General features: G+C 52.7%; 17 protein-coding genes. 4 read left to right on the plus strand and 13 right to left on the minus strand.

Going from position 1 to position 20183, the window contains the following annotated elements; genetic code table 11:
• Positions 1-358 precede the first annotated feature (358 nt).
• The 10 genes from PsWM33_RS21965 to PsWM33_RS22015 form a co-directional block, all read right to left on the minus strand.
• Entirely contained in the window at positions 359-1093 is a 735-nt protein-coding gene (locus PsWM33_RS21965) for a nucleotidyltransferase family protein (protein WP_063301714.1), read from the minus strand.
• 31 nt (positions 1094-1124) lie between these two features.
• On the minus strand, positions 1125-2636 hold the full coding sequence (gene tsaE / locus PsWM33_RS21970; protein ID WP_063301645.1) for a tRNA (adenosine(37)-N6)-threonylcarbamoyltransferase complex ATPase subunit type 1 TsaE: 1512 nt from the start codon (positions 2634-2636) through the stop codon (positions 1125-1127).
• Positions 2637-2887: 251 nt separating this feature from the next.
• Positions 2888-5404: a PAS domain-containing sensor histidine kinase gene (locus tag PsWM33_RS21975; RefSeq protein WP_208994700.1), complete on the minus strand. Its 2517-nt coding sequence runs from the start codon at positions 5402-5404 to the stop codon at positions 2888-2890.
• A gap of 317 nt (positions 5405-5721) precedes the next feature.
• Positions 5722-7122, minus strand: a complete 1401-nt coding sequence (gene ahcY / locus PsWM33_RS21985) for an adenosylhomocysteinase (protein WP_063294967.1) — start codon at positions 7120-7122, stop codon at positions 5722-5724.
• A gap of 176 nt (positions 7123-7298) precedes the next feature.
• The gene (locus PsWM33_RS21990) at positions 7299-7751 is read right to left on the minus strand and encodes an NUDIX hydrolase (RefSeq protein WP_063294874.1); all 453 of its coding nucleotides are present in this window, start codon (positions 7749-7751) and stop codon (positions 7299-7301) included.
• 25 nt (positions 7752-7776) lie between these two features.
• A complete protein-coding gene (locus tag PsWM33_RS21995; RefSeq protein ID WP_063294873.1) occupies positions 7777-8061 on the minus strand; it encodes an HPr family phosphocarrier protein in 285 nt (94 codons plus the stop codon).
• A 6-nt stretch (positions 8062-8067) separates the two neighbouring features.
• Positions 8068-8472, minus strand: a complete 405-nt coding sequence (locus PsWM33_RS22000; RefSeq protein ID WP_057462958.1) for a PTS sugar transporter subunit IIA — start codon at positions 8470-8472, stop codon at positions 8068-8070.
• Between the two features lie 108 nt (positions 8473-8580).
• The gene (locus PsWM33_RS22005; protein ID WP_063301648.1) at positions 8581-9075 is read right to left on the minus strand and encodes an HPr kinase/phosphorylase; all 495 of its coding nucleotides are present in this window, start codon (positions 9073-9075) and stop codon (positions 8581-8583) included.
• Complete coding sequence (locus PsWM33_RS22010; protein WP_063301649.1) at positions 9072-10901, minus strand: sensor histidine kinase; 1830 nt, start codon at positions 10899-10901, stop codon at positions 9072-9074. The genes PsWM33_RS22005 and PsWM33_RS22010 overlap by 4 nt, the downstream gene beginning before the upstream one ends.
• 79 nt (positions 10902-10980) lie before the next feature.
• Positions 10981-11679: a response regulator transcription factor gene (locus tag PsWM33_RS22015; protein WP_037036395.1), complete on the minus strand. Its 699-nt coding sequence runs from the start codon at positions 11677-11679 to the stop codon at positions 10981-10983.
• A 424-nt stretch (positions 11680-12103) separates the two neighbouring features.
• Here PsWM33_RS22015 and PsWM33_RS22020 point away from each other — a divergent pair, with 424 nt between their 5' ends.
• The 4 genes from PsWM33_RS22020 to PsWM33_RS22035 all read left to right on the plus strand — a co-directional run bounded on the left by PsWM33_RS22020 (position 12104) and on the right by PsWM33_RS22035 (position 17201).
• Positions 12104-13714 (plus strand): phosphoenolpyruvate carboxykinase, encoded by a 1611-nt coding sequence (locus PsWM33_RS22020; protein ID WP_063294870.1) that lies wholly within the window; start codon positions 12104-12106, stop codon positions 13712-13714.
• 200 nt (positions 13715-13914) lie between these two features.
• The gene (locus tag PsWM33_RS22025) at positions 13915-14973 is read left to right on the plus strand and encodes an XdhC family protein (protein WP_063301650.1); all 1059 of its coding nucleotides are present in this window, start codon (positions 13915-13917) and stop codon (positions 14971-14973) included.
• Between the two features lies 1 nt (position 14974).
• Positions 14975-16603 (plus strand): NTP transferase domain-containing protein, encoded by a 1629-nt coding sequence (locus PsWM33_RS22030; protein ID WP_063301651.1) that lies wholly within the window; start codon positions 14975-14977, stop codon positions 16601-16603.
• 382 nt (positions 16604-16985) lie between these two features.
• Positions 16986-17201, plus strand: coding sequence for a hypothetical protein (locus tag PsWM33_RS22035; protein WP_063294867.1), 216 nt, complete (start codon positions 16986-16988; stop codon positions 17199-17201).
• A gap of 133 nt (positions 17202-17334) precedes the next feature.
• Here PsWM33_RS22035 and PsWM33_RS22040 read toward each other — a convergent pair whose 3' ends face one another.
• The 3 genes from PsWM33_RS22040 to PsWM33_RS22050 form a co-directional block, all read right to left on the minus strand.
• On the minus strand, positions 17335-17742 hold the full coding sequence (locus PsWM33_RS22040) for a F0F1 ATP synthase subunit epsilon (protein WP_063294866.1): 408 nt from the start codon (positions 17740-17742) through the stop codon (positions 17335-17337).
• Between the two features lie 79 nt (positions 17743-17821).
• A complete protein-coding gene (gene atpD, locus PsWM33_RS22045; RefSeq protein ID WP_063294865.1) occupies positions 17822-19246 on the minus strand; it encodes a F0F1 ATP synthase subunit beta in 1425 nt (474 codons plus the stop codon).
• Between the two features lie 25 nt (positions 19247-19271).
• Positions 19272-20159 (minus strand): F0F1 ATP synthase subunit gamma, encoded by an 888-nt coding sequence (locus tag PsWM33_RS22050; protein ID WP_057462967.1) that lies wholly within the window; start codon positions 20157-20159, stop codon positions 19272-19274.
• Positions 20160-20183: the final 24 nt, after the last annotated feature.

Here is a 20183-nt window from a genome sequence, read left to right on the forward strand (position 1 = left end):
CCGGGCGAAGTGTGCCCGCAGGCCAGCATCTTCGTGTGTGTTTTTAGATGCGTTAATGGAGATTGGATTTAGGCATATTCTTTGTGGGATATGCTCTGTTAATCCGCAAACTCAAGGGGTTATGGGTCCCGGCTCGGGGGCCGGGATGACGTCATAGAGGGTGCATTTTCTGAATGGAATCACTCAGTCCCACGATTTATCCTCTGCCGTCATGCCGGACGAGCGGAGCGGTGATCCGGTATCCAGAGCCCAGGTGTTTGTCGAAATTTCCCAAATACATTGAGTATTGGCGCATCAGCTATGGGGGAGGTTGGCTGAGGTGGCCCGCACAATTTGGCGGGCCTGTCCTGTTTTTAAATTAGTTTGCGCTGTTGGCGATGGCGCGTTCGGCGTCATCGAGGCCTTGAGGCGTTCCAACGTGCAGCCAAAGGCCATCGCCTTCGACACCGAAGAGGCGTCCATTCTCAATTGCTTTGTCGAACAGCAGGTTGAGGGAGAATGGGCCTTCCGGCGTATCCTTGAACAGCCGTGGATGGATCATCGCGGTACCGGAATAGATGAAAGGTGCCACCGAGCGCTCATCGCGGCGTTCCAGCTTGCCTTCATCATCCATCAGGAAGTCGCCTTTGCCGTCATAACCAACCGCATTGACGGCTGGTGCGAGCAGCATGAGCATATCCATCTGATTGTCATCCCAGGTTTCTACGAGGAGATCCAGGTTCGGCTTTACCCCTTCCAGCCAGAAGCTGTCGGAGTTTTTCAGGATGAACGGATCGGTGCCTAGAATTGGCAGGGCTTTTTTAATACCGCCACCAGTATCCAAAAGCTCTTCGCGTTCATCTGAGATCTTGACATCCAAGCCTTCAAACCTGCGAGCATGGGCCTCGACAAGGTCTGCAAGGTAATGCACGTTGACAACGCAGGTTTCGAGGCCAGCATCCTTCAAACGTGTTGCTGCGCGCGCGAACATCGACTTACCGTCCACCTCGATGAGAGGTTTTGGGGTTGTCGCCGTCAGGGGCCGCATACGTTTACCCAGCCCCGCGGACAAAACCATTGCCGATTTAGGGTGGAAGGAAATTTCTTTAGGCATCTCGTTGTCTCTGTTGTTTTGTTCTCTTGTTTCAGTCGTCACTTTGGCTCGTCTCATTTGACGAGAGTATGACAGTGAACATGGGTTTGAGTTTTACTTCCCCTAATTGTGCAAAGCACTGCCGCACATAATTGCGGATGCGAGGAAGCATCTCCATGTATTTAGGTTTTCCGAGCTGCTTATCAAGACGTACAAACGCGCCAAGGATTTTGGCATTGCGCTGCAACGCCAACACAGCAACAGCATTCCGAAACGCCATTTCATCAAAAATGGGTTTATGTTTTCTTGCCAAGCCGCAATATCTCTGCAGCAAATGCTCCTGCAGGTCGGCTGGCATGTCCACGCGTGCATCGTACACGAGCGAGGCAACATCATAGGCCGCGGGGCCCATCATTGCATCTTGGTAGTCAATAAGACCCAGCTTATTGAGGCCTGATGCTTCTGGCAACCACATGATATTCGGGCTGTGGTAATCCCGTAAAAGCAGTGTCGGTTCGCTCTGGAGGACGGGCTCCAGCAGCTCTCGCCACGCTTCAACGTAGTCGCGGCCTTGCTGTTCAGTTGCAGGCTCTCCACTGGCGTGAGGCAGATACCATTGGAGGTAGAGGTCAGCTTCCGTGATCAGTACTTCGAAATCACAGGGTTTCAGCTGATGGGGTTTGCCATCAGCCTGCAGCTCTGTTTGCCAGTTGCAGCTGTGGAGCCGGGCGATATCATCAATGGCCAGCTCGTAGCGCTCTTTGACCGCCTCACCGTTTTCGGTGATGATCTGGTCGCCGAAATCCTCCAGCAGCGCCAATCCGTTTTCAGGGTCGGCGGCCAGTCGTTTTGGTACGCGGAACCCATGATCCGCCAAGGCGTTACTGAGCGCGAAGAAGGCAGTAACGTCCCTGGCGCGATGTACGGTTTCGCCGTAGGTTTTGCCAGTGGGCAGACGCGGCTCTGGCCCAGTTGGCGGACTATCCATAAAGACGACTGTCTCACCGTTTTTGTGAAGACGAAAATAGGTCCGCATAGAGGCATCGCCCTGCACGTGCTCACGCTCGGCATCAATCCAGTCGGATTTTTGCAGCAGAGCGCGGCGGGCGGCGAGGCGATCAAGACGGTTTTGCCAGCTTTCGCAGTTGGCTGTGAGGGTGATCTCGCGGGTGTCTGGCTCGGTGCCTTCTGTCAGCTTCAGGTCCAGCGCTTCTGGCCAGTAGGAGGGATCTCCCATCTCTGGCCATTCAATCAACGCGCCGCCGGTTTCCAGATATTCGTCGAGCCCGAGCTCTTCCAACTCCTCCGGCTCTTCAATGCGATAGAGGTCGAGATGGGCGACAGACATTCTCGGCAGGTCGTAGGTTTGAACGAGTGTGAAGGTGGGGCTTGGGACTTCCAGATGAGGGTCAGCTGCCAGATGCCGCAGCAGTGCTCTGCTCAAAGTGGATTTGCCCGTGCCCAGATCTCCGGAAAGAGCAAGTACGTCTCCCTCTTTCAGCAGCTCAGCCAAATCCGCAGCAAAGAGCTCAGTTGCTCTCTGATTGTCGAGAAGTACCTTCATACAATTCGCCTCAAGAGCAGCTGCACATATTCGCGCTCACGCAGAATGCTCTAATCTATACTTTCCAAGCGTACCCTCCAAGAAAGACTGAACTTACTTACCAAGGATACGTACCAATCTATTAGAGCAGGCCGCGTTTTTTTTGCAGACACACGACGCACCCGGAATTCTTCAAGAGTAAGCACTTGCCAAAACCAGCAAGGGAACTCAAGCCCCAGAGGCATTTATCTGACCGAAAACTGAAGGATGAGTTATTCCGCCGCTTCCAGCGAATGGACATGCGGCTCAAGTGGGAAGGTGCAATCCACTGTGGTGCCCTGCCCTTCGGCGGAGGAAATATCGACTGTACCGCCGTGCAGCTCGACAAAGCTCTTCACGATCGAGAGGCCAAGGCCAACGCCCTGACGGTTTCCACCGGCCCCGCGGCCTACAAAGCGCGAGAAGACCTGATCCAGCATCTCCTGAGGGATGCCTGCTCCATGATCTTTGATGCGGAAGCGGATTTCGTTTTCATCACGCTGGCAGCTGATATCTACCAAGCCGCCCTTGTCAGAGTAGCTGATTGCGTTGGACAGCAGGTTGAAGAGAACCTGACGCAACCGGCGCTCATCTGCTTTGAGATGGCCAATGCCCTTCGGCATGTGGGTGCGGAGCGTGATGTCGGATTCGACCAGACGATCTTTCAGACCTTCGACAGCTTCAGATACCGTCTGCGCAACATCGACCTCGGAGATTTCGAGCTCCATGATGCCGGCATCAACGGTTGCCAGATCCAGAATATCGTTGATGATGTGCAGCAGAGCAGACGAAGAGGACAGAATGTAGTCGGTGTACTCTTCCTGCTTCGGAGACAGATCACCAAACTTGGCATCGCCCAACAGCTGAGCGAAGCCGATGATGGTGGTCAGCGGGGATCGCAGCTCGTAGGAAACGTGCTGAATAAAGGCGTTCTTGAGCTGATCAGCTTCCTGAAGCGCATCATTGGTGGCGTGGAGGGCACGTTCCACGTTGACCGTATCAGTGACGTTCACGAAGGTGAGCAGCGTGCCACCATCTGGCAGCGGTACGGTAACATAGTCGATGACAGACCCGTCGATCCGCTCCATGCGACCAGAAACGCTGGTGCGATTGTCGGACAGGCCTGTTACGCCACGTGCAAGCTCTTGCCAACGGTCGGATTCACCCATCAGCTCCTTGCAGGTGTCCAGCAGGTCGTTGACGTGCGGATCACCTTCGAGGAATTCCTGAGACAGGCCCCAGACCTCGGCAAAGGCCGGGTTGGACAGGCGCATGCGTCCGTTGGAGCCGAACACGGCGACAGCTTCTGTCAGGTGGTCGAGCGTTTCCCGCTGTACCCGGGTCAGTGCGTTGAAGCGGCTTTCCAGATCCAGCTGCTCGGTCACGTTCTCGTAGAAGTACGTCACACCACCTTGCGGATGCGGGCTGGCGATCACGCGGAGTGTCCGTCCATCTGGCAAATGCCACCAATACGCCTGTGCATCCAAGGCGTGGTAGCATTCCAGATGCTTGGTTCTCCAACCACGATAGTCAGCTTGCTCTGGCAGTTTACGAGCTGCGCGCAGGGCGTCGAGCAGCTCGCCTTCTTCCGGCTTGGTCTCCAGGAAGCTCTGATCGATATCCCATAGGGAGCGATAGGCTGCATTGTAGAACTGGAGACGATGATCAGCACCAAACACGGCCACAGGTGTTTGAAGCTGATCGAGTGTGCGCGTATGGGACTCGAGTGTGCGGCGAAGCTGTCCCTGTACACGTTCAAGCTCGGAAATATCCTGAGCAAGACCGGCATTGCCATGCTCAGAATTCACATCAGTCAGCTCAAAGACGCGCCGTTCGCCAGCTGCCACAACTGGCATTGGCGAATGATAGACACCGTCAGTCTGGCGCATCATGTTGAGTTTGTTGCGGCCTTTAGCTTCCAGAAGCTCGATCTGTTCATCAACCACAGTGCGGGTGCTTTCGGCCTCGACAGCATCCACATAAGCTGAGTTGACCCAGACGAGCTGGCCATGGTTGTCGCGTTGCCATGCAGGCCCCGGCAATGCGTCCAACAGGCTATGAAGCGAGGAGATCTGCTCGCGCAGTTCTTTGTTTTGCTCAGCAAGGCGGGCGCTGAGCTGACGGTCTCCGGTCAGATCACGCAGACGCAGGACTGCCAGCCCACCTGCTGTATGGCCGGATGCTTCCAGATAGACCCCTTCGGTGGTCGTTAAGGTTAACCGGAAGACTTCGCCGTGGCCGCGCAAATGCTCCAAGAAAGCGCGCAGGGCCTCGGCGGATTTGACGTCCAACCATGTCTCGAACTCGACGAGCTGCGAAAGGCCGCCTGCAAGTTCAAGGTTTTCAGGTAGATGTCCGGCAACACCGGGATGCTTGGCCTCACCATCCCAGACCAAAAGGAGACTGTCTTCTGTTTCCAGCAAGCTTTCAAGGCGGTCAATGCGCGCCATCGCATCGGCTCGGTCCTGACGCAGTTGCAGGATCGACAATGAGTCATTCCTGCGGATGCGGACAAGCACGACGGAGGCTGCGACTGCGTACAAGGCTATGCCGGCCGTTGCCGCGACCCAGACAACCTTGAAGGCGTCAACAGAACTACCTGAAAGAGCTGGCAGAATATCCATAGCCTGAGAGAAACCAGCAGCACCCAGGAGAGCAAACACAGCAACGCCCATCAGGTTCAGAACGAGCCTAAACCTTCTACGCCACAGCACGTTAACACGCGCGTGTTTATGCCAGGATGCTGGCATGTTGTGCCCCTTTCTTCGCCGCCTCAGATTCGTGTCACACGCCGCATTGGTGTCACGAATCGCGAATAAGTCGCTCAACTGCCTAACTTAACGACTGATTCGATAATCAACATAACCTGATTGATTTTTGGGAAGAAGAGGATCTTTACAAAAAGTAAACAAATCCTGTGGGCGAAATAATCATCCACCACAATCTGTAGTAAGCCCAACAAGCGCACCCCCAATATATTGAAAGCGTGCTTATTGGGCCCAGTAGAATTCATGGAGCTGTTAACGCTAAGTCCCTTAGCGTTAACAGCAATTACGAAGAACGCGTATCAGTACTTGTAGTGCTCAGCCTTGAACGGACCGGATTTGTCGAGACCGAGGTAGTTGGCCTGATCATCGGTCAATTCAGACAGGGTTGCACCAAGCTTCTTAAGATGCAGGCGCGCAACCTTCTCATCCAGATGCTTCGGCAGCACGTAGACTTCGTTTTTGTAGTCGTCGCCTTTGGTGTGCAGCTCCATTTGCGCCAGAACCTGGTTGGTGAAGCTGGCGGACATAACAAAGGATGGATGACCGGTCGCATTGCCAAGGTTAACCAGGCGGCCTTCGGAGAGAAGGATCAGACGCTTGCCATCCGGATACTCGATCAGGTCAACCTGTGGCTTCACATTGCGCCATTTGTAGTTACGCAGCGCAGCAACCTGAATCTCGTTGTCGAAGTGACCGATGTTACAGACGATCGCCATGTCTTTCATGTCGCGCATGTGGTCAGCTGTGATGACGTCTTTGTTGCCGGTGGTGGTGACAAAGATATCGCCTTCACCGATGGCCTGTTCCATCGTCTTCACTTCATAGCCATCCATCGCAGCCTGAAGTGCACAGATCGGATCGATCTCAGTCACGATCACACGGGCACCAGCTCCTTCCAGAGACTGCGCAGAGCCTTTGCCAACGTCGCCGTAACCAGCGACAACAGCAACTTTACCAGCCATCATGACATCAGTGCCGCGGCGGATACCGTCTACGAGAGATTCACGGCAGCCATAGCGGTTGTCGAACTTGGACTTGGTGACAGAGTCGTTCACGTTGATCGCAGGGAATGGCAGGTCGCCCTTCCTCTGCATTTCGTATAGGCGCATAACACCCGTGGTTGTCTCTTCGGAGACGCCTTGGATGTTGCCCTTAACTTTGGAGTAGAAGCCCGGGTCTTTTTCGAGGCGACGCTTGATCGCTGCGAAGAGAGCGGTTTCTTCTTCGTTGGACGGGTTGTCGAGAACGGATAGGTCTTTCTCAGCTTTCGCGCCGAGAAGAATCATCAGAGTTGCGTCGCCGCCATCATCCAGAATGAGGTTTGCGGTTTGGCCGTCGCCCCAATCGAAGATTTTGTCCGCATAGGTCCAGTATTCATCAAGGGTTTCGCCTTTTTCAGCGAACACCGGAACACCAGCTGCTGCGATTGCAGCTGCAGCCTGATCCTGCGTGGAGAAGATGTTACAAGATGCCCAGCGAACTTCTGCACCCAACTCAATGAGGGTCTCAATCAGAACCGCTGTCTGGATGGTCATGTGCAGAGAACCAGCGATGCGCGCGCCTTTCAGAGGCTTACTTGCACCAAATTCCTCACGACAAGCCATCAGGCCCGGCATCTCGGTTTCGGCAATTTCAATTTCAGTACGACCCCACTCTGCAAGTGAGATGTCTTTGACGTAGTAATCGTTAGACGCAGTCATTAAATCTTCCTGAAAGCCCGGGCCCATAGTCCCCTCCCGCGTGATTGATGAGTGCTCGCAAAATGAGCGTACACTGCATGCTGTTATACATCACAGGAGAAGACGAACGCAATAAAGATATAAAGGTTTCTTTATATCAACCTAAAGTACAGGTGAATTCAGGAATGCGGAGTGGCTTATACGCTTCTTGGAAGGTAAGGCTTTAGAATTTCTAGGATATTTTCAGGGAAGATCGTCAGTGATGTGGCTTCGAGCTCTTTCCGCGTCCACCAGTGATGCACTCTCATTACCTGAGTTTCTATCACTGTGTGGGGGAAATAGTCGATTTTCGAGTCGGAAACGGTGACAAAGAAAAAATGCTCTTCAGCATCTACCACCTCACCGGATGGTGTCTGAAAAACCGCTCTTCTGGCGTGGATCACCTCACCGACAGGTTCGGTGCTTCCGGTTTCTTCCAGAAGTTCGCGGCGGGCGGCTTCTTCAAAGCTCTCACCCGGCTCAATACCACCGCCAACGGTGGCCCAATAGTCCTGGCCTTTGAGAGGGCCTTTGTCGAACTTGAAATTGAAGAGGAGAATTCGGTCTTGAGGATCAACCACCAACAGGCGGGAAGCTGGGCGCTTTTTCATGAGATCCTCTAGGTGCTGGCCTTATTTAGTCTCTTTCACCGAAACCATCTTCCACCAGATGTGCGATCGCGGAGATAGCTTCTTCTTTCTGATTGCCGGTTACGACAACGTGGATTGAGCAGCCTGGGCTGGCTGCAAGCATCATCAGCCCCATGATGGAGGTTCCACCAACAGTTTGGCCGTCCTTAGAAACTCTTACGTGGGCATCAAAAGTCTCAACCAGCTTGACCAGCTTAGCTGAGGCGCGCGCGTGCAAACCACGGGTGTTCACGATGGTCAGATCGCGAGCTAACACAGTGCATTCATCCATATTTTCTTAGCCTTGCCCGGACAGGACCTGCGAAGCTACGGAGATATACTTCTGTCCTGCACTGCGGGCTTCTTCTACCGCTTCGGCGAGCGATTTTTCATTTCGAACGCTTGCCAGTTTTATGAGCATCGGCAGGTTTACACCAGCTACGACCTCAACGCTACCACCATCCATCACAGAAATAGCGAGATTAGAAGGCGTACCGCCAAACATGTCGGTAAGAAGGACAACGCCAGAGCCGTCGTTGACAGCTTCAACGGAACGCAGGATGTCCTGACGACGTTGTTCCATATCATCATCTGGGCCGATGCTAATGGTTGCTACCCGGTCCTGTGGACCCACAACATGCTCAAGAGCCGATTTGAACTCTTCTGCCAACCGACCATGGGTGACAAGAACTAGACCAATCATATATTTCCCGCGAACTAACAGAGTGTCTACTCTTAGGTTATTCCAATCCTACTTTGTTGAAGGACACGCTGCAGTGCAAGAAAAATCGGCATGCTCATACACAGAGGGCTAATAGTTGTGCACTGGATTAGTAAAAATAAGTGCATTCGCGAGCCGAAGAGCGGCTAAATGATCTTCTTTAGGTACTTGTTGTCGAATTAATTTGACTGAGCAAAGTTCACAAGTCTGCGCTTGCTCCTCCGGCAATCTATCGATTTCCTCTCGGGCTTCCAGATCCAGAACCATATGGATTACTACAGTATCGAGGTAAGGAACATCGACAACGCCATAGCCTCGCAGCTCGGCCTTTCCCTTAATTGGATTTGGGCAAGCCCCTATTAATCGACTATTTTTCTCAGCAATGTAGACACGATCATCAGCAACGAGGGCTGCAAAACTGCCTTTAAGATGCGCGCGCTGTATCAATTCCAGCGCCAACGCTGATTTGCCGGTACCAGAGGGGCCGCGGATCAGAATGCCTTTCGTGCCAACCACCAGGCACGTCGCGTGGATCGCTTGTCCCTCTGCTGCCTGTACACTTTGCTTCTGATCCAGTGTCGTCATGTGGTTGTTTTGGCCCTCAGTTTGATCACGAACCGGGCACCAAGCACTTTCGGCTCTTGCCCCTCTTCTTCAGAGGTTCGGTTCATGACCGAGATTTCACCCCGGTGTGCTTCAATAATCTGGCGGCAGATAGAGAGACCCAAGCCAGAGTTGTTTCCGAAGCCCTCATATTCCGGTCTATCCGTATAGAAGCGCTCAAAGACGCGTTCGCGGAGTTCTTCTTTAATACCAGGACCAGAATCTTCGACCCAGATGATAATCTGATTGTTCTTGCGCTTCGCCGTAACTGTAACAGGAGTTCCTTCTGGTGCAAACGAGCGCGCATTGTCGATCAGGTTATTGATGACCTGACCGAGACGCTGGTCATTGCCCTGCATCTGGAAATTCTTGTCAGTCTTGGATGGCTCAAACTTCAAGTCGACATGAGGGATATCATCACAAGCGCGTTCATTGGCAATGGATACGACAGCCTGCAACAACGTTGCAATATCAACATCGTGGGATTCTGCGCGAGACATTTCTGCATCAATTCGCGATGCTTCAGAGATGTCTGTAATCAAGCGATCAAGGCGCTTTACATCATGCTGGATGACTTCTAGCAAGCGTTCACGTGATCGCTCGTTCTTTGCCAATGGCAGTGTTTCAACGGCACTTCGAAGGGATGTCAGCGGGTTTTTCAGCTCATGTGCCACATCTGCGGCGAAGCTCTCAATCGCATCCATACGGCCATACAGAGCCTTGGTCATATTCCTCAGCGCACGCGCCAAATGACCAATCTCATCGTAACGATCTTCAAACTCGGGAATTTCTTCCCGCGTATTGATCGCTGATTGCACTTTTTGCGCAGCTTCTGACAAGCGGCGGACTGGTCCTGCGATAGTACCGGCTAACAGCACGGACAGGATCATCACCACAACAGCAGCAACGAGAAAGATCTTCAGGATCGCATTGCGTTCTGCGGCGACGATATCGTCAATGTCCCCGCCTTGTGTCGACAGGAGTAGTGAACCAAGGACACCGCGGAAGCGTTGAATTGGCACAGCCACGGCGACAACCATTTCGCCTTTTGCGCCAACACGTACAACGGATGCAGGGGAACCAGCCAGTGCGGCCTCGACCTCAGGGTATTCGCGCCCTTCCGTCCGTCCGACTTCTTTATATGGCGGGTACTCGCCACGGCGGATCCAGAGTTTCAGCTCCTCCCACATTTTCTGGAAGAAGGGATCCTTGCTTTCGTCCGGCGGCGGCAGATCGAAGCGGAAAATTTGGTTTTGGGCATGGAGCTGGCGTGAATCCAGCATCAACATGCCTTCGGGGTCGTAGATTCGGGCCCGTGTTTTGGTGGGCGATATCAGTCGCCGTAGTATAGGTCCGACAATCTCAGGGTTGATCGGGAAGTCCAGACTTCCCAGCGTTGAGCGAGCACTGGTGGACTCTCCGGCTTCCAGACGCAGCAGCATCTCCGGATCAACCATAAGAGAATCACCATCGCTTGTGGTGGACGCCGCAATGGCGCCTGCAATGATCTCACCCTGAACCAGCAATGATTGAACGCGTGCATCGATCAGACCGGCCTGAAACTGGTTCAAGTACAGAATGGAGATCACCATCGCCAGAAGACCGACGAGGTTGAGCACCAGAATGCGGCGGGTCAAAGAAGAAAAGGCATAGATACCGGCGAGCGAGATCCAGCGCGTAAAGACGCGTTGGCGCACTTGCCTACGTCCCAACCAACGGAACGCACCTGTATGTTGCGGGTCAAGAGTATCAGAAGCGTCGTCTGCTTCGATGTCTTCCCGCTTTTGTTCTTCTTTATTTTCCGACATTCACTCTTATCGAATTCTCAGGAACGTGTGTTCTCAGGCTTTTCCAACCTTCAGACAGCCTTGTACAAGCTGCTTCAGATTAGTTCTCGCGGAAGCGATAACCTACACCGTAGAGTGTTTCGATCATATCAAAGTCATCATCAACCACTTTGAACTTCTTGCGAAGGCGCTTGATATGGCTATCGATGGTGCGATCATCAACATAGACCTGATCATCGTAGGCAGCATCCATGAGCGCATTACGGCTTTTCACAACGCCTGGACGCTGAGCGAGAGCAAAGAGAATGAGAAATTCCGTCACTGTCAGCGTGACCGGCTTTGCAAGCCATGTGCAGGTATGGCGCTCTTTGTCCATGACAAGGTTGCCACGTTCCAGCAGCTTGGAGGTCTCAGTCGCAGCACTTGCAGCATCTCGTGGTGCAGCACGGCGCAGAACAGCCTTCACACGCTCAACCAACAGGCGCTGGGAGAATGGTTTGCGGATAAAGTCGTCAGCGCCCATTTTCAAGCCAAACAACTCATCAATCTCGTCGTCTTTAGACGTGAGGAAGATTACAGGCAGATCGGACATCTGGCGAAAACGGCGCAGAAGTTCCATTCCATCCATACGCGGCATCTTGATATCAAAGATGGCAAGATCCGGCGGGTCGGCCTGGAGCCCTTCCAGTGCGACTGTTCCGTCTGTATAGGTCTGGACCCGATATCCTTCGGCCTCCAAAGCTATTGAGACGGATGTCAAAATGTTACGGTCGTCATCGACCAGAGCAATCGTTGGCATATCAGAGACCTTATTCCTCTCTTGCACGTTTCGCTACTTAGTTGGGATTTGAGATTAACTTGCGCGATCCCTAACCTCGAAATAAGGCAAAACCCTGTTTTAGCAAGATACTCGGAAAAATTCCTTATTTAGCGCTACTTTTGACAAGGTTTCGCCTGCCAAGTGCCACGTGTTCTTCATGAAGTGTATCGTTAAACGATTAAAAGTGAAAACCAAGTTTGTGTCGAGTTTATTTTTATAAGCAAAATAAATCTATGCCAGCAAAAGGTCGTATTTCAATCGGTTTAATAGAAAAACGCAGGATTTCTGGTCTTGCTTTTGTAAGCATGACTGCCCCATCCAAGGGGCGTTATCGCTAAATTCACTGGCACAGTGCCATTGAATGACGCAAGCTAAATAGTGAGCCGATTAAGGACTACTGAACATGAACGAGTTCGGACTACGGAATTCCGCGTTTGGGTGTGACACCTTCGGACTGAAGGGCCTCAACAGTGTGTACTGGAACCTGACCGAAGCTGAACTTTATGAGCATGCTATCAGGAATGGTGAAGCACAGATCGCCGCTGGCGGTGCTCTTTGTGCCGAAACAGGTGCTCACACAGGACGCTCTCCAAAAGACAAGTTTGTTGTTCGTGATACCAAGACCGAAGATACGATCTGGTGGGAAAACAGCGGGGCGATGAGCCCGGAGAACTTCAATGTTCTTTTGCAAGATATGCTGGATCATGCTGAAGGCATGGACCTGTATGTACAGGATCTTTATGGAGGCGCTGACCCTGCGCATCAGCTGAACGTTCGCGTTTATAACGAGCTGGCATGGCATAACCACTTTATCCGCAACATGCTTCTTCGCCCGTCCCGCGAAGACCTGAAAAGCTTTGAATCAGAGATGACCATCATCGATCTGCCAAGCTTCAAGGCTGACCCAGAGCGTCATGGTTGCCGGAGCGAGACGGTTATTGCTTGTGATCTGACCAACAAGATCGTTCTGATCGCCGGTACTGCCTACGCCGGTGAAATGAAGAAGTCCGTCTTCTCCATGCTGAACTACATGTTGCCAGAAGACGGTGTGATGCCAATGCATTGCTCCGCGAATGTTGGCGATAACGACGATGCTGCCGTTTTCTTCGGCCTGTCCGGCACCGGCAAGACCACGCTTTCCGCTGATCCAGCCCGTACGCTGATCGGTGACGATGAGCACGGTTGGGGGCCAGAGGGCATCTTCAACTTTGAAGGTGGCTGCTACGCGAAAACCATTCGTCTTTCAGCAGAAGCCGAGCCAGAGATTTTTGCGACCACCCAGCGCTTCGGCACCATTCTTGAGAATGTTGTGCTGGATGAAGCTCGTGTTCCAGACTTTGACGATGGTTCCAAAACGGAAAACACCCGCTGCTCCTACCCTATTCACTTCATTCCGAATGCTAGTGAAAGTGGCCGCGCACCGAACCCTAAGAACATCATCATGCTGACGGCTGATGCGTTTGGTGTTTTGCCTCCAATCGCGAAGCTCAGTGATGCTCAGGCGATGTACCACTTCCTTTCCGGTTATACCGCGAAAGTTGCTGGCACAGAGCGTGGGGTCACTGAACCGCAGGCGACATTCTCCACCTGCTTTGGTGCGCCGTTCATGCCGCGTCACCCATCAGAATATGGTGCTTTGCTGAAAGATCTGATCCGTGAGCACAGCGTGGATTGCTGGCTGGTGAATACCGGTTGGACCGGTGGTGCGTATGGCGTTGGTCACCGTATGCCAATCAAAGAAACCCGTGCCCTGCTTCGTGCTGCATTGGACGGTTCTTTGAACACCGCTGAATTCCGCAAGGATGAGAACTTCGGCTTTATGGTTCCTGTTGCGGTGCCAGGTGTTGATACCAGTATCCTTGATCCACGGAGCACCTGGAGCAATCCAGCCGAGTATGACGTGCAGGCGGCAAAGCTTGTCGACATGTTCGCTGCGAACTTCCAAATCTTCCAGGATCACGTTGATGATCTGGTCCTTCATGCAGGCCCGATCACCAAAATTGCTGCTGAATAGTAGTCATCAGTCCCCCGAAGAGAGCGCTGGAGCGAAAGCCCCGGCGCTTTTTTTGTTTTACTGAACACTGTTCTGTTGTTGCATCCCCTTGAACAAGCAGGCTAGGCTCCTCATTCTATTAGGGCATCGTCCTACGCGAGATCTCTCAGGTTTTTCGCATAGGAGGACGCTTAGGGACCCTGTTTATTTGCGAGCCTGTCATGTCTGTTTCCACGTTGCCTCAAGAGCTTTCCAAAAACCTCAACGTCCTTGGTGTTGCTGAGCGCTGGCAATCAGAGGGGCGCAAACTGGTGCTGGCAACGGTGATTGAAACGTGGGGTTCAGCGCCGCGCCCTGTTGGCAGCCATCTCATCATTGATGAGAGTGGAGAGTTCGAGGGATCAGTGTCCGGCGGCTGTGTGGAAGGCGCTGTGGTTGCTGAGGCCATGGATGTGCTGGAAGACGGCAAAGCGCGCAAGATTGAGTTTGGCGTCGCCGATAAAACTGCGTGGCGCGTTGGCCTTTCCTGTGGTGGTAAGATTGGCGTTTATCTGGAGCCTCTGACGTCAGAGGCAGATCACGGGCATGTTCGCCTGCTGAACACATCCAGAGCTGCACGCCAGCCGGCTGCACTGCTCACAAATCTGGCGACCGGCCTATCCTCTGTGATGCTTTATGCAGACGACGCAGAAGATAGTGCTATTGCCGTTGCTTTTGAAAACGGTGTTCGCAGTGGCAAGTCTGGACGGGTTCAGGCGCAGGATGGTGAAGAGTATTTCCTGAGCATGCAGGTTCCGGCCACGCGGATCGTGGTGGTAGGAGCTGTTCACATCACACAGGCACTGGTTCCTATTGCTCAGACAGCAGGGTTTGACATTACGATTGTCGATCCACGCACTGCGTTTGCCTCCGCAGAACGGTTTCCTGAGGTCCCGTTGCTTGCTGAATGGCCCCAGGATGTGCTGGCGCAGTTGAAGCTTGATCCCTTTACTGCCGTTGCTGCTGTGACCCACGACCCGAAAATTGATGATGTGCCACTGATGGAAGCGCTAAAAGCAGGCTGCTTTTATGTTGGCGCGTTAGGAAGCCGAAAGACCCATGCAAAGCGCAGTGAGCGCTTTTTGGCCGCTGGCGTGAGTGAAGAGGACTTTGCCCGTATCAAAGCGCCGATTGGTCTTGATATTGGCGCCGCCAACCCAGCTGAGATTGCAGTGGCCGTGCTTGCGGAGATTATTGTGACCCTGCGTGGGACCAAGGCTGACCAGAAGAAGGCAAGCTGACGTGAAATTTGGAAGCAGATCAGCCGCAGAGAGTGCAGGATGTTACCTTGCCCACTCCATCAAACATAATGGCCTCTCCCTCTCCAAAGGACATCAGCTCAGTGATGCGGATGTGGGCCAGTTGATTGCAGCAGGGTTTGCGGAGGTTATTGTTGCGCAAGTTGAGGCAACTGATCTGCACGAAGATGACGCCGCTGCTTTGCTGGCCAACCATGCTTGCGGCGCAGCTGTTTCTGCTTCTACGCCCTTTACAGGACGGTCCAACCTTTATGCCTCGCAAAGCGGGATTTTACAGGTAGATGCTGAGAAAGTGACAGAAGCTAACCTGATTGATCCGGCTATCACGTTTGCCTGCTTGCCTCCGTTCACAGAAGTTCGCGAAGGGCGTATGCTTGCGACTGCCAAGATTATTCCGCTGGCCGTTGGTCAAAAGCTGGCACAGAGCGCTGCTGACAAGATTTCCGAGGCTATCTCGGTGGCTGCTTATACGCCTAAATCGGTTGCAGTCATTTCCACGACGCTTCCGCATTTGAAAGAGACCGTTATTGCAAAGAGCCTTCGTGTTTTGCAGGAACGGCTGGACATTGCAGCGAGTAGGATTGCTGCGGATGTGCGTGTGCCTCATGACGAAGACGCGCTCACGAATGCGCTCGGTACAGCGCAAGTGCAGGACGCTGACCTGATTGTTGTGTTTGGCGCATCAGCGGTGGTGGATCAAGGGGATGTTATTCCTGCGGCCCTTCAAGCCGCTGGCGGCGAGCTCATCCATTTTGGGATGCCGGTTGATCCGGGCAACCTGCTCGTTCTTGGGGAGCTGAATGGCACCCCAGTTGTTGGTGCACCAGGATGTGCGCGTAGTCCGCAAGAGAACGGGTTTGACTGGATCCTACGGCGCTTGCTGGCCAATATCCGCATTACCAGCAGAGACATCATGTCGATGGGGGTTGGCGGGCTTTTGAAAGAAATCCATAGTCGTCCTCAACCCCGAGACCATCCTCTCTCTGAGGAGGTTGACAAAGCCATCTGCAGCGGCATTCTACTTGCGGCAGGTAACTCCTCTCGCATGGGGGACCATAACAAACTGCTGGCGCTTATTGATGGGAAGCCTGTCGTCCGGCTCGTTGCCGAGCATGCGCTTGCAAGTAAGTTGAATGAGCTCATTGTCGTCACAGGCGCGATGGCCTCTAAGGTAGAAGAGGCACTTTCCGGGTTGCCGATCCGGTTCAGACATAATGCTGAGTACGATAAAGGGATCTCATCCTCCGTCAAAAAGGGAATCGAGAGCGTCAACGACCAATCACAGGCTGCACTCATTCTGCTCGGTGACATGCCTTTCGTATCTACGGATGACTTCAACAAGCTTTTAAAGAATCACGATTCCATGCAGGATCAGCTGATCGGCGTCTCTACAACGCATGGCAAACGAGGCAACCCAGTGCTTTGGGATCGTGCGTTTTTTGATGATCTCCTTAGTCTGCGAGGTGATATTGGCGGCAAACCAATCATTCAGCAGAACCCTTCGGTGGTTTACACCGTGGAGCTTGGAGAAGCGGCGCGACGTGATTTGGATGATCCCGAAGCACTTCACAATGCCGGTGGTGTGCTGGGAAGGCACTCTGAAAAACCATAATTCGCCACAATTGATGAATCAATTTGGTGCAGTAACCACAACAATTCAGCAGAATTCACGTGGTGGTTAATATTGGTGCATACACATCCACTCTGTTATCTATTTGTTTTACTTGCACTATTGAAAATCAGAAAAATATTTTATCCAGATTTTCTTGTGTAAGCATTTTTACACAGCTAAAAATATCTGGTAATTTGGAAAGGGGAGAGATAATCTTTTTCCCGTCCGGTAAATTTGTTTGCTTTTAATGTAGCAAAAGAAAATTCCGGTGATCCCATAATCAAAAATGGTTCCAACGATCCAACGGCGAGCATGGTATTCACGCTCCTCCCGCGTGCATGCAAGTGTTGATCGACTGGCTCCAAAGAACAAGGGTAGGTAAATGAAAGCACCAGTTATGCCTAAGGCGGGCCAGTGTAAGTGGACTGAAGGTGACAGCGGGAGCTATACATTCCCTTGCAAGAACCGCGCTGAAAATGGCTCTTATTGCGACCACCATCGCAAGATTGTTTACGAGACACCTGAGCAACGTAAAGCGCGTGCTGAGGAAATGCGCGCTGCAAACGCAGCAGCAAACAAAAAGAGACTTGCAGCCTAATCGACTGGGCTGCTCGTTCATCCTGCGCTCTTTTCTCCCGCTAACGGTTTAAAGAGCCTGCTTTCTGCATAGGCAGATACAAAAAAGCCTCGGCACTGCCGAGGCTTTTGTTTTTCTTGGCATCGAAGTGCAATCAGGAAGCTTTGATAGCTGCCTGCAGCTCTTGCAGCTGGGAAAGTACCAGCCGTGCAGCCTGACGTGCATCTTCGTCCTTAGCATCAGCTACATCTTCACTCGCATCTTGAATCTGCTGTGCGATGTAACCTGCATCAAGATCGGCCATCGGGATCGCCTGTTCCGCCAGAACAGTCATGCCAGACGCGGAAACGTCAGCAAAACCACCCCGCACGAAGTACTCGTGCTTGGAACCATCTTCGCTGAGCGCTTTAACAACACCCGGACGCATGGTTGACAAGAACGGCGAGTGACCAGCGCCAACACCAAATTCACCTTCAGAACCTGGCACGATTACGTCAGTAACCTTTGCCGAGAGCAGAAGGCGCTCTGGTGAAACCAGCTCAAACTGAAATGCTTCAGCCATTTAGCTCATCCTCTATCCGTTTCTAAGAGTGACGCCAAAAGCGTCACCCAAAGAAGTCACCGGTTCAAAAGAACCGAGATTAAGCAGCGTCCTCAGCCAGCTTAGCCGCTTTCTCGATTGCCTCATCCATAGAGCCAACCATGTAGAATGCAGCTTCTGGCAGGTGGTCGTATTCACCAGCAACAAGGCCTTTAAAGCCTTTGATGGTGTCTTCGAGCGCAACCAGCTTACCTGGGGAACCAGTGAAGACCTCAGCAACAAAGAACGGCTGGGACATGAAGCGCTCGATCTTACGTGCGCGAGCAACAACCAGCTTATCTTCTTCAGAAAGTTCATCCATGCCAAGGATGGCGATGATGTCCTGAAGTGCTTTGTAGCGCTGAAGTGTTTCCTGGACCTGGGTCGCAACTTCGTAGTGCTCGTCACCGATGATACGCGGGTCAAGCATACGAGAGGAGGAATCCAGTGGATCCACTGCAGGATAGATGCCTTTTTCAGCGATCGCACGGTTAAGAACCGTAGTCGCGTCCAAGTGAGCAAATGTGGAAGCAGGTGCAGGGTCAGTCAAGTCATCCGCAGGAACGTAAACGGCCTGTACGGAAGTGATAGAACCTTTAGATGTGGTCGTAATACGCTCCTGCATGCCGCCCATATCGGTAGCAAGTGTAGGCTGGTAGCCCACAGCAGAAGGAATACGGCCGAGAAGTGCGGACACTTCAGCACCAGCCTGCGTAAAGCGGAAGATGTTGTCCACGAAGAACAGAACGTCCTGGCCTTTATCACGGAAGTCTTCCGCAATGGTCAGACCTGTCAGAGCAACACGTGCACGTGCTCCTGGAGGTTCGTTCATCTGACCGTAAACAAGAGCAGCTTTAGAACCTTCGCCGCCTTTTTCCTTGTTCACGCCGGATTCGATCATTTCCCAGTAAAGGTCGTTACCTTCACGAGTACGCTCACCAACACCAGCGAATACGGAGTAACCGCCGTGTGCTTTAGCAACGTTGTTGATCAATTCCATGATGAGAACGGTTTTACCAACGCCCGCACCACCGAACAGGCCGATCTTACCACCCTTTGCGTAAGGAGCGATAAGGTCAACAACCTTAATGCCGGTTGGAAGGATCTCAGCTTCTGTAGACTGTTCTACAAATGCTGGAGCTTCCTGGTGGATACCGCGTTTGGCATCATGTTCAATTGGACCAGCTTCATCAACAGGCTCACCAATCACGTTCATGATGCGGCCCAGAGTGCCGTCACCAACAGGAACTGCGATAGGTTCGCCAGTGTCGCGTACTTCCTGACCACGAACGAGACCTTCGGACGCGTCCATGCAGATTGTACGTACTGTATTTTCGCCCAGATGCTGAGCAACTTCGAGAACCAGACGGTTACCGCCGTTGTCAGTTTCCAGAGCGTTCAGAATTGCAGGGAGTTCACCTGGAAAGTGAACGTCGACAACAGCGCCGATTACCTGCGTGATCTGTCCGACTTTCGTGTCAGCCATCACTTAAATCCTCGTCTCAACTCGGTCAGAGCGCTTCCGCGCCCGCAATAATTTCAATCAGTTCCGTCGTGATCTGTGCCTGACGCTGACGGTTGTACGTCGTTGTCAGTTTGTCGATCATCTCGCCGGCATTACGCGTTGCACTGTCCATAGCGGCCATGCGCGCGCCCTGCTCGGAGGCACCGTTTTCAAGGATTGCGCTGTAAATCTGAATAGCGACGTTACGTGGCAGAAGAGTCTCAAGGATCTCCTGTTCACCTGGTTCGTATTCATAAAGCGCGTCCTCAGAGGAACCGTCCTGAGCTTCATCTTTCGCTTCAAACTGAGCTGGGATGAGCTGCTTGGCGGTCGGAACCTGACTGATTACCGATTGGAACTGCGCGTAAAACAGTGTGCAAACATCGTATTTCTCATCCTGGAACATTTCCATGACGAGATCGCCGATGTGCTTTGTGTCGCTGAATTCAACAGATTTCAGGCCGCGTAGTTCGATATTCTCTACAATGTACTGACCGTAGCCACGCTTCAGGGCATCATGCCCCTTCTTACCAACGGTGACGATCTTGACCGTCTTACCTTCGGAAAGAAGTTTGTCTGCGTGCTCACGTGCCAGACGTGCTATCGACGAGTTGAAACCACCACAGAGGCCACGCTCTGCTGTGCAGACGAGGAGCAGATGTGTCTGATCCCGTCCTGTACCCGTCATCAGCTTCGGCGCATCATCCCGACCTTCGAACCCAGCTGCAAGATTGCCAAGTACTGTCCCCATGCGTTCAGCATAGGGACGACCTGCTTCTGCAGCATCCTGGGCACGACGCAGTTTCGCCGCGGCCACCATTTTCATGGCCTTGGTGATTTTCTGCGTCGCTTTGACCGAAGCGATGCGGTTTTTTAGGTCCTTGAGGCTCGCCATGGGCGCTCTCGTTCCTTATCCCGT

The sequence above is a fragment of the Pseudovibrio sp. WM33 genome (genome assembly GCF_001623165.1).
Taxonomy (GTDB): Bacteria; Pseudomonadota; Alphaproteobacteria; order Rhizobiales; family Stappiaceae; genus Pseudovibrio.